Source organism: Methanobacterium sp., assembly GCA_016222945.1.
GTDB lineage: Archaea > Methanobacteriota > Methanobacteria > Methanobacteriales > Methanobacteriaceae > Methanobacterium_D.
Map to the genome: position 1 here is coordinate 632,257 of JACRPY010000002.1, position 14,550 is coordinate 646,806.

Sequence of the window (14,550 nt, forward strand, 5' to 3'; positions counted from 1 at the left end):
GTTATTGTTTGTGTGCAGGGTGATATTTTGGAATATGCTCTGCTCTAACCCTCTTAAGTTCGGCTTCAGGTAGTATACTTAGAAGTTCCCATCCAAGGTCAAGAGTTTCCTGTATAGTTCTGTCTTCGTCTTTAGTTTCTGTTACAAACTTGTTTTCGAATTGATCTGCGAATGCAAGGTATTTTCGGTCACGTTCTGTAAGTGCTTCTTCACCAACAACAGCCATAAGGTCTCTTAAATCACGACCTTCAGAATATGCTGAATAAAGCTGGTCAGATACACCACTGTGATCTTCCCTTGTTCTTTCTTCACCAATTCCACCACTCATCAATCTTGAAAGTGATGGAAGCACATCTACGGGCGGGTAAATACCTTTTCTGAAGATATCTCTGCTTAACACAATCTGTCCTTCTGTAATATATCCAGTTAAATCTGGAATTGGGTGAGTAATATCGTCTTGAGGCATGACAAGTATTGGCATTTGGGTAATTGAACCTTCTTTACCTACCATACGGCCTGCTCTTTCATAGATGGAAGAAAGGTCAGTGTACATGTAACCAGGGTATCCACGTCTTCCAGGAACCTCGTCACGTGCTGCTGAAATTTCCCTAAGTGCTTCACAATAGTTTGTCATATCAGTAAGGATAACCAACACGTGCATACCCTTCTCAAATGCAAAGTATTCTGCTGTTGTAAGTGCCATCCTCGGTGTAATGATCCTTTCGATTGCAGGGTCGTCTGCAAGGTTCATGAAAACTGTAACTCTTTCTAGAGCTCCTGTTCGCTCGAAATCTCTCATAAAGAAGTTTGCTTCTTCGTGGGTAATTCCCATAGCTGCAAATATAACAGCAAATTCAGTTTCTTCCCCTATTACCTTTGCGTGTCTTGCAATTTGGGCTGCAAGGTCGTTGTGAGGTAATCCAGATCCTGAAAATATAGGGAGTTTTTGTCCACGTACAAGAGTGTTCATCCCGTCTATGGTTGAAATACCTGTTTGGATAAATTCTGCAGGGAATTCTCTTGCAGTTGGGTTCATTGGTGCCCCGTTAATATCTAATTCTTTTTCTGGAATGATTTCAGGACCGCCGTCTATAGGTTTTCCTGTTCCTCCAAATACTCTTCCAAGCATGTCAATTGAAACACCAAGATGTGCTGTTGCACCAGTAAATCTAACTTTAGTTGTTGAAGTATTAAGATCGCTTGTACCTTCAAAAACTTGTACAACAGCAATTCCTTCACGTACTTCAAGAACTTGCCCTCTTCTGGCATCTCCATTAGGTGTTGTTATATCTACGATTTCCCCGTAAGCTACACCTTCGACGCCTTCTACAATCATGAGAGGACCGGATACTTCAGCAACGGTTGTATATTCCCGTGTTTTGATATTTGAATCCATTTTCATACCTCACTAGTTTGTTTAATTATTTTTTCCTGAATTGCTTTAATCTCATCTTCAAACTCGGCTTCAGGCATGTACTTCATTTTACCAATATCTTCTTTAACGCTTAGCGCTATGACGTCTTCAGATGCTGCACCTCTATCAAGAGCAGCAGTAGCGTTTTCATGGTAAGTAATAATAGTTTTAAGCATTCCATATTGTTTTTTAGGTGAACAGTATGTGTCTACTTCGTGGTATGCGTTTTGCTGTAGGAAATCTTCTCTTATCATCCTTGTACTTTCTAAGGTGATTCTTTCCTTGTCCGGTAATGCGTCAGGACCTACAAGTTGCACAATTTCTTGAAGTTCAGATTCTTTTTGAAGTAAAACCATAGCTGCATCTCTTAATTCTCTCCAATCTGCACCTATGTTTGTGTTCCACCATGAGGATATGCTTTCAACATATAATGAGTAACTTTGTAGCCAGTCAATTGAAGGGAAGTGACGTTTATCTGCAAGTGATGAGTCGAGTGCCCAGAACACCTTGGATATACGTAAAGTGTTTTGAGTTACAGGCTCTGAAAGGTCCCCACCAGGAGGTGAAACTGCACCAACTACAGTTAGGGATCCTAGTTTGTCTTCTGTACCTACTGTAGTTACTCTTCCTGCTCTTTCATAGAATTGAGCGAGACGGGAAGCAAGGTATGCAGGGTATCCTTCTTCACCAGGCATCTCTTCAAGTCTTCCTGAAATTTCTCTCATAGCTTCTGCCCATCTTGAGGTTGAATCAGCCATAAGTGCTACATCGTAGCCCATGTCTCTGAAGTATTCAGCAATTGTAATTCCAGTGTATACTGAAGCTTCCCTTGCTGCAACAGGCATGTTTGATGTGTTTGCGATAAGCACGGTTCTGTCCATAAGTGGTTTACCGGTTTTTGGATCTTCAAGTTCTGGGAACTCTTTTAGAACCTCAGTCATTTCGTTTCCACGTTCTCCACAACCGATGTAAACGATGATATCTGCATCTGCCCATTTTGCAAGTTGCTGTTGTGTTACAGTTTTACCTGAGCCAAATGGCCCTGGCATAGCTGCTGTACCTCCTTTTGCAACTGTGAAAAATGTGTCCTGTGCTCTTTGACCAGTTATTAATTGTATATCTGGGTCAAGTTTTTCTTTGTATGGTCTTCCAACCCTTACAGGCCATTTTTGTATCATCTGGATTTTTTCTAATCCAGCAGGTGTTTCTACTTCAGCTATGTCTTCTTCTATTGTGTATTCTCCTTCAGTAGCTATACTTTTTAAAGTACCTTCTACTTTTGGAGGAATCATGATTTTGTGAACTATAGAAGAAGTCTCTTGGACTTCAGCAATGATATCTCCACCTTTCACTTTAGCTCCAGCACTTATCTTTGGAATGAACTTCCATTTTTTTTCTTTATTTAGTGCGGGAACAGCTACACCTCTTTCGATGTAATCTCCAGTAAGGGCTTTGATATTTTCCAGTGGTCTTTGAATTCCATCATAAATAGATGTAAGAATTCCTGGACCTAATTCTACTGAAAGTGATCCACCTGTACTTTCAATTATTTCCCCTGGTTTGATACCAGCTGTTTCTTCGTAAACCTGAATGGTTGCTGTGTCGCCTTCGAGTTCGATTATCTCTCCGATAAGTCCTTCTTCACCGACTTTAACCATTTCATACATTTGGGTTCCCTTCATGCCGTCTCCAACAATAACGGGACCTGCTATTTTAATTATCCTTCCTGTAATCATTTTACCATCTCTACCCCAATTACTCTTTTTATAAGTTCCCTCATAGGATCGGAAGCTCTTTCAATGGAGCCGCCCTTATCTGGAATTTCAATTATCATGGGTAATGCACGTTCGCCAGTTAATTTATCTATACTACTTCTAAGTTCATCACCTATTTTTTCCGTGGTTATTATAATGGAAAAATCTTCTTTTATCAGTTCTTCAAGCTTTTTACCTGCCTCTTCAGTGTCTTTTACTGGATATCCCTCTTTAATACCGCCAAGCATGAATCCTGTAACTGTATCTGGGTCTGCCATTACTGCTATCTTTGAATTCAAACTAACATCTCCTTAATCATAGACTGTGAAAACCCTTCTTCTCTTTTACCTCTTACTATGATTTTTAAGTTCTTAATTTCTCTTTCTTTTCTGTTAAGGAAGCCTATCATTGGTCCAATTCCAAACTGATTCTTTAGAGATATCTTAGTTGCTGTTTTATTAACATGATTATCAAGAGCAGCTTCAAGGGTTGATATGGAACCACTTTCTGTGTACTCTGCAAGGGCTTCTGATAATGAAGATGCATAATCAGTACCTTCTAAACCGCTGATAACTCCCGCAACATCTTCAGATTCCATTAGATCCTTTAATTTCCATTCTCTAATTTGATAACCATCTGAAATGATGTAAGGTTCAATATCATCAAATTTTAAACCATCAGCTTTGGCCCTTATAATAATTTTTATGTTATTTACATCTACTATATTTCCAACATAATTATGAAGTAGGGAAGTGTTATCATCTTCGGGAGTAGCTACTGTCCTTAAAAGGTTTATCAGTAAATATTTGTCCAGAGAAGCCTCAAGGGGCAATAACATTCCTGTTTCTTGGTATGCTGGAAGAGCATCTTCTAAGATCTGAGCGTAATCCGTTCCTTCAAGACTATTTATTACTTCTCTGACGTTTTCAGCGTCAACTAATGTGTCAAGTCTATCACTAATTTCGCCAAAGGGAACAACAAGGTCTAATGTTTCTTCTGAATTTAAACCAACTTCCTTGGCGATTATTAAGCTTTTAATGTTTTCAATGTCCCATTTTCTCAGTAAAAACGCGAATGCGTCTTTACTGTTGTCAGGAGTTATTCTTGCTAATAAATCATAGGTTTCTGCAAGCTGTGTGTTTAATGCCTTTTCAATAGGATATTTATCGATGTATTTAGCATATTCAGGGAATCCCCTTAAATAATTTTTAACTTCTTCAATATTTTGGGATTCAATTATTTCTGAAAACTGTTTTTCTGTAAATAATCTTCCTTTTCGAGCCCTTACTCTTGCATTAGGGTAAGTGTAAGGGTACATGCTTAGCACCGGTCTTAGTGATGATACTACTACTATGACTGCTATAACAGCCAATACTAAGAATAACAGTGCTAAAAATGCTTCAAAAGAGGGAAATCCCAGTGAAGTTACTATTGCAGTTATGTCCTCTGCCATGTGAAATCTCCCCTATTATTTGAAAAGTATGCCTGCAACTTCTGATCTTAGAGACTTTTTAAATCTTAGCATTCTTGCCTCGATGGTGTTGTTAACTTCTATATCTCCATTTTTGGTTTTAATTACAGCCCCGCCAATGGTTCTGATATTTTCTCCTATCTCTAAGGTTGTTTTATTGCCAGTTTTAGCTTCAATTTCTTTTTCCAATGATGGAATGGAATCTTTAATTTTGGCAATATCTTCCTCTTTGGTTGACAACACCAGATCTCCGCCTCCAATTTCAACTGAAGCTTCTTCTATGATTTTTTTAAGTGAGTTTTTATATTCTTCAGAAGAACTTGCTGCTATCTTTTGCAGTTCTTCTTCTGCATTTTTAAATGCAGTTTCAATTAATTCTTCTCGTGCCTCAAGTTCTGATCTTCTAGCGTTCATTTTAGCTTCTGAGATCAGTTGTTGATATTTCATTGTTGACTGTTTATTAGCATTTTCCAAGATATTTTGCTTTTCTAATTGGGCTTCTTCTTCTCCTTTTTCGAGGATAAGAGCAGCTTCTTTTTCAGCTTCTGGGATAATAGCATCAGCTTTACTTTGAGCATCAGACATTATACTTGAGACTATTTTGTTAGCCCCATCGGTCATTTAACTATCCTCCTAACTTATTAATATTCCACCGAATACCATAAGCAATATAGCAATCAGGAAACCGTATATAGCCTGTGTCTCTGAAAGAGCTGTAAATATAATACCTCTTGCAAACATGTCTGGATCTTCAACTACTGCTCCAGAAGCTGATGCAGCTGTTATACCTTGACCCATACCTGAACCTAAACCTGCAAATCCTACTGCAGCACCTGCACCTATAGCTATAAGACCTGCGGTTACAGGTAAGTTCTTTGGTGCACCTAAAAGTCCTGAGAAAACCAGGAGCAATATAGCAACCAGGAAACCGTAAATCGCCTGAGTTTCTGGGAGAGCAGTAAATATAAGACCTCTTGCAAACATATCAGAGTCCTCTGCTACAGCACCTACAGCTCCTGATGCTGCTATTCCTTGTCCTATACCTGATCCTAATCCTGCCATACCAACGGCTATACCTGCGCCGATAGCTGCTAAAGCTTGTCCTAAAACAATTTCTACCATTTTTATTACCTCCGAATATCAGTATATTTTCTTTTTGTCCGGAATGCTCTGAATTTTGAGCTTCCACCTATGTAAAATTGAGCAAAGAACTCAACATAATGCAAACGTAATGCGTTAATAAATGCACCTAAAGTCTGGAAAGCACCGTTTGCTATCTGCCCTCCAATGAATACTATTGGTGCTAATATAATTCCTATAACTGGAACCATATCATGAACCATACTTGTTAATATGTTAACGGTCATGGCTATTCCGCCAGTAGAAAGACATAATGCTAAAAGTCTGGCGTATGAAAGAACATTACCAAGGAATCCCATTACATCCATAATTCCAAAGATACCGTTGAAGTAAAGTAGCATTACAATAGCAGCTAAAAATACTGCTCCTCCACTGTACATTATTATGCTACCTGCAAATAAGTATCCTACAGCAAGCAATACTACGCCTGTTTGGAGGATAAACCAAGGTATTTGAGAACCTAAAGCTTCTTTAACGTCTCCTCGAACTAGGTTGTTGTAGGCTCCAATTATTAATCCCATATTTATATGTACGACACCGACTAATAAAGCCATAACTAATATGTATTCTGGGTGTACAAATGAGTTAAGTGATTGAATGGTTGTCATAAGAGGTACACTTGGGTCTCCATATATAAATCGACCTATAAAGTCTCCTATGAAACTGTTAGTTATAGCACCCATAATTACAGCCCATACTCCACATGCCACCATAATCAAACCAAGATTACGCATGAGATTGCTGTTTTTACCAAGACCTCTAAATATAATATAACCTATAATTGCATCAGCTATACCATAACCGGATTCTGTAAGACAGAAACCAAAGAAAAATGGGAACACAAGAGCCATGAGAATTGTTGGGTCAATTTCCCTATAATCTGGGGGTGAATACATATGCACGAACATTTCATATGGTTTGGCCCATCTTGGGTTGTCAAGATGAACGGGTATCTCATCATTTTCAACATCAGGATCAGAAACTTCAACTATAACATAGCCGTCAGTTGAGTTTTCAATGATTTCAAGAGCTTTTTCTAGCTTTTTCTCTGTTACCCAACCTTCAAACATAACAGTGTTTTCTGTTTCTCCGAATGAATAATATATTTCACACTGTTGTTTTTCAATTTCCAGTTGTTCTTTGAGAGCTATAACTTCATCAATCCATTGTTCAGACACATCTGCTAAATCATTTAAAATTGACTCTTTTTGTTTATCTAAAGATTCAATTTCTGATTCTGATTTTTGTATAATATCATTTGGTTTTCCAGATATTTCTGGAATTTCAAATTTTTCAAATTCCATCTTTCTGAGCATGCTGGAAATTTCGTCACCGTACTGCTTCAATGTAATAATAATAACCATTTTAAAGGTTTTTCCTTCACTGTCATGATCAAAGACAATGATTTCATCGGTTAAACCTTTTATAGTTTCCATTAATGTATCATAAGAATCAGTGGCTATTTTCCCTGCAACAACAGTGATATGTTCGGAATTTTTTAGATCAACAAGATCAACGTCAAAATAAGATAAATTTTTGGCCACTTTATTGGCATTTTCAAGTATGGATCTTTTAGAATCAATTTTGTTTAATTCATTTTCTTGGGGTTTTGTTACGCGTTCTATTTTCCCAAGGGTTTCTTCGGCTTTGTTTATTAATTCCTGAACGTCCAAATGTTCCACTTCAACTTTTTCAATTGCAGGGGGGTTTATGAACGACTTAGCGATGGAGAGAATTCCGCCTTCCTTTCTATGCATTGATTTTAGGAAATCAAAGGTTCCAGTTGTTTTCATTAAAAGTGAAGCAACTTTACCTGTAAAAGGAGATGTATGTGATGGCTTAAGAATTTGTCTCCACTCAGCGTCCTGTTGTATACGCTCAGAAATATCCTGAATTTGCACCAAACCTGCTTCGTGAAGTGATTTCACTGCAGGTTCCGTGTATTTGTCCAGGGTTATTACTTTAAGCTTCTTCATTCTCGCTGGTTTAAACATGTTAATCACTTGATTTTTTAACTAACGAGATTCAATTATAGTATATTTTTAACTATAATGCCCACAGCTTCATCAATTTTACCTGTAGCCTGATTTTTAGTATTTTTTATGTTCTCGTCAGCTTTGATTGATATCTGGCTGGTTTCTCGTTTAGCATCTTCTTCTGCTTTGGAGATTATTCCACCAGTCTCTTCATGAGCTTCATCTTTTGACTTTTGAATAATGGACTTTGTTTTTTCAATAGTATTCTCTTTCATTTCGGAGGATTCTCGCTTAGCATCCTCTAATAGCTTATCGGCATCATTTTCGGCCTTTTTAATCGTTGTAATAGCTTCCGATATCGACATCATTTTGAATCACCATAATAATGCAAATTCTCTTTTCTGTTATATTTATCTTTTACTATTTGATTTTTAAGAGTGTATTTAAATAATATTATAAAATCAGATTGCATTTCATTTTTCTTTTTTATCTATACTCTTTTTTTCATCAACACCATCATAATAAATCTCTTCAATGTCAAATAATTTCCTGAAGGGCTCTTCTCGAGTTTTTTCTTCGTGTACATGAGCAATAATAGCTGGAAGCCTTCCAATCATAAATACACCCGTTCCAATACTCCAATCAAATCCCATATCAGATAATATTGCTCCATTTGCACCATCAATATTCATTCTAATTCCTTTTTTTTCAAGAAGAATACTTTGAATTGTAAGTGCAAGTTCAGTGTGTATTCCTGAGCACCCACATTTTTTTGCAAGTTCAATTAGCTTAGGAGCTCGTGGATCTTCGGTATGGTACCTGTGTCCGAAACCAGGAATTTTATTTCCCTTTTCTAAGGATTTATTAATTATTTCAAGGGCAACGGTTTCAATATTGTCTTTTGATCGTTTTATCCCTTCTTGAAATGTTTTCATTGCACGTTCAATTGCACCGGCATGATTTTTGCCGAATGCAAGAAGTCCTCCAGACACACATGCATGCATGGGAGATCCGGCTGATGCCATGAGCCTTGCTGCTTGAGTACTGGGGGGCGTTACACTATGGTCACAAAAAGAAATTAAAATAGCTTCAAGCATATTTGATTCATTTTTGGAAGGTATTTCTCCTTTTATAAGTAAATAAACCATTTCAGGAAAAGATAAATTTCCTATAATGTCTTCTTGGGGATATCCTCTTGTAATAATCCTATTTGGCTCAACTCTGGTTACACTGGTCTTCCATTTAGGATTACTTAGTTTAAGCATATTTTCGATTGTTTCTCTTCCTATTGCCATGATATTTCACTCCAGAATTGAGGAAGGGAGAAATACTGATGATCTTCTGGGCTCAACACAGCAGCAAGGCCTCATAGATAAAATTCTAACACCACTTGCTCGTTGAGGGCCTATTTTAACAAAAGATCCAAGTGCAGTTACAGAACCACCTATTCCCAGTGCACCTATTTTAGAATTATTAAGGGATTCTGTTATTTCCTCTTCAATTTGGGATTGTTTGTTTAAATTTCCATATGCCATTGCTTTTAACATCAATGACGAAGCTTCAAAATGAGTTCTACCGATGCCTACAGCAGGGATGCATGGAGTGCATCCAAGCATCTTGACCTCTGATCTCATCCATGTTTTAACTTTATTAAATACTTTTCTATTATCCCTCTTATGGAAAACTCTATAAGTGCTGGCCCTTATCTCAGGACCACCACCTAACATTAAAACATGAATATTCACACCATTTCTTTCAGTTTTATCAATTAGAAAGGAAGGAGGAACAAGTTTTCCAGGATCACTATATAATCCTTTACTCTGCTCTATTCTTTCAATACCTTCTCCGCGCACAGCCATAGGTCTAGCTGGAAGTTCTTGCAACCCTTTTTCTATACCTAAGGTAATATCTTCAAAAAAATTAGGCGGTATACTAACATCTTTCCCAATTTCAACTAAAACATGGGGAATGCCTGTGTCATCACAAAGGGGAAATTTGGTTTTATCTGCTGTTTTGGCGTTTTCTATTAATAATTCAAGCATCCATGAGGCATTTTCATTAGTTTCTACAGCAAGGGCTCTTTTATAAGCGTCAAACTGGTCATTTCTAAATGTGGTACTGGCTTCAATTACTGCATCTTTGATTATATCCTTTATATCCATTAAAATCATCTCAAATACTAATTAAATCTATTTAGGAATTGCTAAATCAGTAGCGCCTCTTTTGGACATTATGGCATCATCATAATATCTACTTATCATGCTTTGAACCAGTGAAACCTGCCGTATGCGTTCTTCAGCCTGTTTTTTTGTTGTATCCCATCCATGATGTCCAGCTACAGCACCCCCTGTTTTAAGATAAACAGGTGCGGCGTATTTTATAATGTCTGGAACTTCATAATGTCTTATAAAACCTCCAGATGACTTTGGATTTTCAGTATGAATGTCCATAGAGATATTTATGGTATTTCTTATTGATGCCATCATTGGAATTTGCAGATCTCTTACTGGATTAAATGAATTGGCTCCAATTTCTTCTAATAATTTTGCAGATGCAGGATTTCCATGTCCTGTGTGGGCTGAAACCTTAAAATGAGTTTCTTTAGGGATTTCACCAGCATCTCTCATTTTGCCAAGTGCCCATAGAAGGCCTTCATCATAAACTACAATTCCCCTAATTCCAAGCTCAACAGCTCTTTTAACATCTTCTAAACCATATACAAGGTTATCATACCCTCTTAACCTGTAACCTATCCTTTTCCCTTCTTCTGTTTTAGCAGATGCACTTGTATCATAGGTTGCACGGGGACCAACACTTAAAAATAATTCTATTTTTGCATCTTTTGCAATATCTGCCATTTCTATTATTTCTGAATCTGTTAAGAGCATTGTTCCTTTTGTTTGGGTTACCCTGTGAATTTCAACATCATATTTATCAGTGGCAGCAATTAGTGATCGCATTGCACCTGGTTTCTGGATTCCTGGAACTTCAAAACGGTACTGTGAATTATCAGTAAACCTTTTTTTAGATTCTTTTATGTTATTATTATCTATTCCAATAGTTTTAAGAAATTCTTTAGTCTGCATAACCAACACCTAATCTTTAATTTCCTTATTAATCATTATCATTAAGTCTTTAACATTATAATTTTCTAAATTATTTATAATTGATAAAATATCAATATTTATATCAGGATTTAACTCATTAAACTTACATAAAAGTTCATATATTGTAAACTGATTTTCAGGTTCTCCTTTAGGTAAATCAACTCTATTAACGTAGGATTGTTCAGATGTCTGAATTATAACTTCTGCTGATCTTTTATTGGGGTACAATTCATCCAGACTTTTATCATATTCAATGATTACTTTATTTGAAATTTTTGAAATTTCATCGTTGATTTTGAGGTTGTCAAGGCTTAAATTTTTATCTTTAACGGCAATAGCAAGGCTAACGGGTAAACTTTGCCTTATAGCTTCTTTAGTTTTCGGATGATAGTTATCATGCTCTGCAGCTATTTTATAAGTTTTAACAATTATCTTTTGTATATCTTCTACATTTAATTCGTTTTTGTTTAATATATCAAGGGCTGCGTCAATTGTAGAATGCAAGTGTCTGCAAATAGGATACTTTTTAAAGTACACGTTCAAAATATGCCATTTTCCTAAATCTATTTCCTTTTTTGCAATGTCAGAATTTACCATTGCAGATAAAAATCCTTCTTCACCATCAATTATGGTTGAAGCTCCGCTAAAACCTTTTTTTGCAAGTAGTGCTGATAAAACACCTGATTGTGCTGCTTTACCGGCATGTAAATGTTTTCCCATTGTTCCTGCATGATCTGATTCTAAAAGACCACTGGCTTGAGTTCCTGCAAGTCCAAGAGCATTTATTGTCTCATTTTTATTAAGATTTAATGCTTTACAAGCAGCTGCAGCAGCTCCAAAGGTTCCGCATGTCCCTGTACTGTGGAATCCTTTATTTCGATGTTCAGGGTTTACAAGAATTCCCATGGAGATTGCAATTTCATATCCTACAACTAAGGCACTTATAAATTCTTTTCCTGTTTTGTTATATGCTTCACAAAGGGATAATGCAGCAGGTATAACACAAGCTCCAGGATGAAGCTGAGCAATACGATGCCCGTCATCTAAATCAAGAGAATGAGCAGATATGCCATTTGCAAGGCAAGCATCAATTATAGTGACTTTTTTATGGCCAATAACTGTTGATTCATCGTATTCTCTTAGTATACTGTTTACTGCTATTGCACTTTTGGTTTTAGATCCCCTTATTGTGACCCCTAAAAAGTCTAAAAAGCATAGTTTAGCTTTTTTTATCACTTCTTCAGGGATTTTTTCATAATCAGTTTCCACAATAAAATCTGCAAATTTACTGCTTATCATATAATCGTACATTCTAAGTTCATAGGATAAACTTTTTGATCCTCAAGTTAAAAATAGCAGGATCACAGTAAATTTAAAATTTAAAAATAATAATTATTCTATTCTAACAAGAGGTTTACTTAAATGTCTCCTTGCAGAAGGTGGAACCTCATAAAATCCTGTTTTTAAATCTCTTTCTATTTCAATTTTATCTTTAATGCCTTCACGAAGCTTTAAACCACATTTAATGCATTTAAACCCTTTCCCGCTTCCAGCAGATTTCATGCGTTTTCCACATTCACAGATAGGATTTTGAGTTTTATAAACTTTAGAAAGCTCTAAAATCTCAATTTTTTCTATATTTAACGTACCTTTTTCTCCAATTCCACCATAGACACGTAATTTATCGCCAGGAGCTAATTTTCTTACAATATCTCTAAATTCTTTGGTGGGTTCATAAGCAGCACATGGAATCTCACCAGAACTGTCATTTAAAATAAATATCACATGTCCACCTTCATAGGTTTGCGGAGGCGTTTTAACAGTTCCTTCTTTTATATAGCACTTAAATTTCTCCATATCTGCAATTTTCTCAATTTTTAGAAGGTGCATGTCTGTATGCTGGTTTGTTTCAAACACAGCAACTTTCTCAATTGGTTCACATACTTTCACCATATTATGGGCATTTAAAACTGCTTCTGGGCTTTCTCCACGTATTCCATACAGTATAGGGCAGGGGGTGTGTGGTTCTATAGCTATATATTTATTATCACCATCAACATTATCAAAAGTCTGCGGATAAGTGTTTTTGTTCATCTCAAAGACGGATTCATGGTTAATTTTTCTTTTTTTGCCATAATTTTCAGGTATTCTGTAGGCGAGAAGTTCATAAGTTTTGTCAGTATTAGGACATCCAATTCCTGCAAGAGCTCCAATTATCCCTCTACCTTTTTTAAATTTAAAAATATCGGCGCCGATCTTTGCTGCAAACTTTTGAGCATCATCAATGGTTATAATGTTCCTTATAACTTTTAGAGAATAAGATTTAAGTTCATCTGTAATTTCACCATAATAGAAAACGACTCCAGGGTTTGTTCGTTCATCATCTAACTGGGAAAGTTTTTCAACGTTCTTTAAAACTATTTCTTTAACTTTCTGGATGTCATCTTCAGATTCAACATTTAATTTAAAGGATAATGCCCCATTACCCCTTGTTTTATACCTTGCAAACGGATTTAAACGGATAAGACGAGGATAACCAACGATATTAAAACCAAAATCTTTAAGTTTATCAATTATAACACTACTTATATATGTGGTACACATTCCGTCTTTAGAATCTGTATCATCTATACCAATATACATATACATCAAACTCACCTTTAACACACATATTATTATAAGATATTTAATCGGGTGATCCTCTATGCAAAGAGATCATGTCTTAAGAGAAATAAACGAACTTCTAGCAAACCATAGTTTTGAAACTTCTCATATATATGATAGAAGTTGTTTTGATATGGTCGCTCGAAAAAGATTGTTACTTCTATTACTTAAAGTTTTAATTAATATAGATGGTTTAACTGGACCACAAGCAGAGGAAATAAAGAAAGTAGCAAGCACATTCCTGGCATCTCCTTTAGTAGTAGGTTTAAAATCCAAACATGAATACTTAGAAGAGGATGTAGTCTATGAAAGACACGGAATACCTGTAATTGCCCCAGAAACCCTAAAAAACATGATCACAGAAGAGATATATCCTGAAGTATTTGCAGATCGTGGCGGATATTTTGTTCAAGTTGACGGAAACGTTATAAAAGATGCCCGGGAAAGGGAAAATCTCTCACTTAAAGATTTAGCAAATAAAGCACATGTTTCTCGTGAAACTATTTATAAATATGAGCATGGAAGGGTAAGGGCATGTCCTGAAACAGTGATTACTCTTGAAAGCATTTTGAATATGAAAATTACTCTTTCTATTGATATTTTTAAAATTCCACAATCTGGAAATGTTAAAATGGCGGAAGACACTCCAAAAGAATTAGCACAGCTTGGATTTGGAGTTATAAAAACAAATAAAACACCATTTGATGCTATAGCAAAATCAGATCCAGAATTAGCGGAATTGAAGAAAAATATTGCCATGATTACCAATATGGAAAAAAATAGAAACCAGAAAATCCTAAATAAAATGGCATTAAACGTTAAAGACCTTTCAGGGGTCACTGGAACTGAGGCTGTTTTTATATTTGAACATAAAAAAAATATGGAATGTATTGAAGGAGTTCCTGTGGTTCATAACTGGGAAATAAAGGAAATGGAAAGTTCAAAGGAATTTTTAAAGGTTATTAAAGAACGTAAAGAATGTAATTAAATCAATTCGAAAATGTATTCATTTTAAATAAGCTTA

General features: G+C 36.0%; 14 protein-coding genes. 1 reads left to right on the top strand and 13 read right to left on the bottom strand.

Annotated features, from left to right (window positions below):
• Window position 1 precedes the first annotated feature (1 nt).
• From HZC47_03415 to HZC47_03475, 13 genes are all read right to left on the bottom strand, one after another.
• Entirely contained in the window at window positions 2–1,396 is a 1,395-nt protein-coding gene (locus HZC47_03415) for an ATP synthase subunit B (GenBank protein ID MBI5679928.1), read from the bottom strand.
• Window positions 1,397–1,398: 2 nt separating this feature from the next.
• Window positions 1,399–3,150 (bottom strand): ATP synthase subunit A, encoded by a 1,752-nt coding sequence (locus HZC47_03420; protein MBI5679929.1) that lies wholly within the window; start codon window positions 3,148–3,150, stop codon window positions 1,399–1,401.
• Complete coding sequence (locus HZC47_03425) at window positions 3,147–3,467, bottom strand: V-type ATP synthase subunit F (GenBank protein MBI5679930.1); 321 nt, start codon at window positions 3,465–3,467, stop codon at window positions 3,147–3,149. Before HZC47_03425 ends, HZC47_03420 begins: the two co-directional genes overlap by 4 nt.
• Window positions 3,464–4,621: a V-type ATP synthase subunit C gene (locus HZC47_03430; protein MBI5679931.1), complete on the bottom strand. Its 1,158-nt coding sequence runs from the start codon at window positions 4,619–4,621 to the stop codon at window positions 3,464–3,466. The genes HZC47_03425 and HZC47_03430 overlap by 4 nt, the downstream gene beginning before the upstream one ends.
• A 15-nt stretch (window positions 4,622–4,636) precedes the next feature.
• A complete protein-coding gene (locus HZC47_03435) occupies window positions 4,637–5,260 on the bottom strand; it encodes a V-type proton ATPase subunit E (protein MBI5679932.1) in 624 nt (207 codons plus the stop codon).
• A gap of 12 nt (window positions 5,261–5,272) precedes the next feature.
• Entirely contained in the window at window positions 5,273–5,761 is a 489-nt protein-coding gene (locus tag HZC47_03440; GenBank protein MBI5679933.1) for a V-type ATP synthase subunit K, read from the bottom strand.
• 5 nt (window positions 5,762–5,766) lie between these two features.
• A complete protein-coding gene (locus HZC47_03445; GenBank protein ID MBI5679934.1) occupies window positions 5,767–7,773 on the bottom strand; it encodes a V-type ATP synthase subunit I in 2,007 nt (668 codons plus the stop codon).
• Window positions 7,774–7,808: 35 nt separating this feature from the next.
• A complete protein-coding gene (gene ahaH, locus HZC47_03450) occupies window positions 7,809–8,123 on the bottom strand; it encodes an ATP synthase archaeal subunit H (GenBank protein MBI5679935.1) in 315 nt (104 codons plus the stop codon).
• A 105-nt stretch (window positions 8,124–8,228) separates the two neighbouring features.
• Entirely contained in the window at window positions 8,229–9,050 is an 822-nt protein-coding gene (locus tag HZC47_03455; GenBank protein MBI5679936.1) for a citryl-CoA lyase, read from the bottom strand.
• A 6-nt stretch (window positions 9,051–9,056) separates the two neighbouring features.
• Window positions 9,057–9,917 carry a fumarate hydratase gene (locus HZC47_03460; protein MBI5679937.1) on the bottom strand — a complete coding sequence of 287 codons (861 nt, stop codon included), beginning with the start codon at window positions 9,915–9,917 and terminating at the stop codon, window positions 9,057–9,059.
• A gap of 27 nt (window positions 9,918–9,944) precedes the next feature.
• Window positions 9,945–10,841, bottom strand: a complete 897-nt coding sequence (locus HZC47_03465; GenBank protein MBI5679938.1) for a peptidase — start codon at window positions 10,839–10,841, stop codon at window positions 9,945–9,947.
• 9 nt (window positions 10,842–10,850) lie between these two features.
• Window positions 10,851–12,161, bottom strand: coding sequence for an MmgE/PrpD family protein (locus HZC47_03470; protein MBI5679939.1), 1,311 nt, complete (start codon window positions 12,159–12,161; stop codon window positions 10,851–10,853).
• Window positions 12,162–12,254: 93 nt separating this feature from the next.
• Complete coding sequence (locus HZC47_03475; GenBank protein ID MBI5679940.1) at window positions 12,255–13,511, bottom strand: DUF1743 domain-containing protein; 1,257 nt, start codon at window positions 13,509–13,511, stop codon at window positions 12,255–12,257.
• Window positions 13,512–13,566: 55 nt separating this feature from the next.
• On the opposite strand from HZC47_03475, the gene HZC47_03480 reads away from it, so the two are divergent.
• Window positions 13,567–14,514: a transcriptional regulator gene (locus tag HZC47_03480; protein ID MBI5679941.1), complete on the top strand. Its 948-nt coding sequence runs from the start codon at window positions 13,567–13,569 to the stop codon at window positions 14,512–14,514.
• Window positions 14,515–14,550 lie beyond the last annotated feature (36 nt).

What these genes read in the sequence shown, in the direction of transcription:
- HZC47_03430 (MBI5679931.1), bottom strand. Translation starts at nt 4,621, where the DNA reads ATGGCAGAGGACATAACTGCAATAGTAACTTCACTGGGATTTCCCTCT.
- HZC47_03445 (MBI5679934.1), bottom strand. Translation starts at nt 7,773, where the DNA reads ATGTTTAAACCAGCGAGAATGAAGAAGCTTAAAGTAATAACCCTGGAC.
- HZC47_03470 (MBI5679939.1), bottom strand. Translation starts at nt 12,161, where the DNA reads ATGATAAGCAGTAAATTTGCAGATTTTATTGTGGAAACTGATTATGAA.
- HZC47_03460 (MBI5679937.1), bottom strand. Translation starts at nt 9,917, where the DNA reads ATGGATATAAAGGATATAATCAAAGATGCAGTAATTGAAGCCAGTACC.
- HZC47_03435 (MBI5679932.1), bottom strand. Translation starts at nt 5,260, where the DNA reads ATGACCGATGGGGCTAACAAAATAGTCTCAAGTATAATGTCTGATGCT.
- HZC47_03455 (MBI5679936.1), bottom strand. Translation starts at nt 9,050, where the DNA reads ATGGCAATAGGAAGAGAAACAATCGAAAATATGCTTAAACTAAGTAAT.
- HZC47_03480 (MBI5679941.1), top strand. Translation starts at nt 13,567, where the DNA reads ATGCAAAGAGATCATGTCTTAAGAGAAATAAACGAACTTCTAGCAAAC.
- HZC47_03440 (MBI5679933.1), bottom strand. Translation starts at nt 5,761, where the DNA reads ATGGTAGAAATTGTTTTAGGACAAGCTTTAGCAGCTATCGGCGCAGGT.
- HZC47_03415 (MBI5679928.1), bottom strand. Translation starts at nt 1,396, where the DNA reads ATGGATTCAAATATCAAAACACGGGAATATACAACCGTTGCTGAAGTA.
- HZC47_03465 (MBI5679938.1), bottom strand. Translation starts at nt 10,841, where the DNA reads ATGCAGACTAAAGAATTTCTTAAAACTATTGGAATAGATAATAATAAC.
- HZC47_03420 (MBI5679929.1), bottom strand. Translation starts at nt 3,150, where the DNA reads ATGATTACAGGAAGGATAATTAAAATAGCAGGTCCCGTTATTGTTGGA.
- HZC47_03475 (MBI5679940.1), bottom strand. Translation starts at nt 13,511, where the DNA reads ATGTATATGTATATTGGTATAGATGATACAGATTCTAAAGACGGAATG.
- ahaH (MBI5679935.1), bottom strand. Translation starts at nt 8,123, where the DNA reads ATGATGTCGATATCGGAAGCTATTACAACGATTAAAAAGGCCGAAAAT.